Genomic DNA, 560 nt, shown 5'->3' on the forward strand with positions numbered 1-560 from the left:
CGTTAATCTGCGATAAAGGATGATATGATGACAATATTATTGTTTGCAGTTGCATATCTTATCGGATCCATTCCGACTGCACTTATTGTTGGAAAGCTAGCTTTTAATATTGATATACGCGAGCACGGAAGCAATAATCCTGGCGCCACAAATACATTAAGGGTTCTTGGAAAAAAAGCCGCTATCATCGTCTTGCTTATCGATGTTGGAAAAGGGGCTCTTGCCGCCTTCCTTCCTACTTTAGCAGGGGTAGAAACGGATGCCTTACTAATTGGGCTTTCTGCTGTAATTGGGCATTGTTTTCCAATTTTCGCGGGATTTAGAGGGGGAAAGGCCATTGCCACAACGGCAGGGGTCCTTCTTGTAGCAAATATATGGATGTTTTTGGCTGCCTATTTTGCTTTTTTCTTTATTATCTTTATATCGAAATATGTATATTACGGATCACTAGCAGTCGGCCTGACTCTACTCGTCTATTCCTTTTTCACACCTGGCCGGGAGCATGAACTTATTTTTTCTATTTTTCTATTATTTTTGATTTTCCTTCACCGCTCTAATAT

At 40.4% G+C, this 560-nt stretch carries 1 protein-coding gene; it reads left to right on the forward strand.

Annotated elements, in window-relative coordinates; genetic code table 11:
* Window positions 1–24: 24 nt before the first annotated feature.
* A partial coding sequence (gene plsY, locus V7149_RS22100) for a glycerol-3-phosphate 1-O-acyltransferase PlsY (protein ID WP_335347742.1) occupies window positions 25–560 on the forward strand: 536 nt, incomplete at its 3' end.

Origin of the sequence: Bacillus sp. JJ1503, from assembly GCF_036965125.1 — a bacterium.
In the GTDB taxonomy this organism is placed as follows: Bacteria; Bacillota; Bacilli; order Bacillales; family Cytobacillaceae; genus Cytobacillus.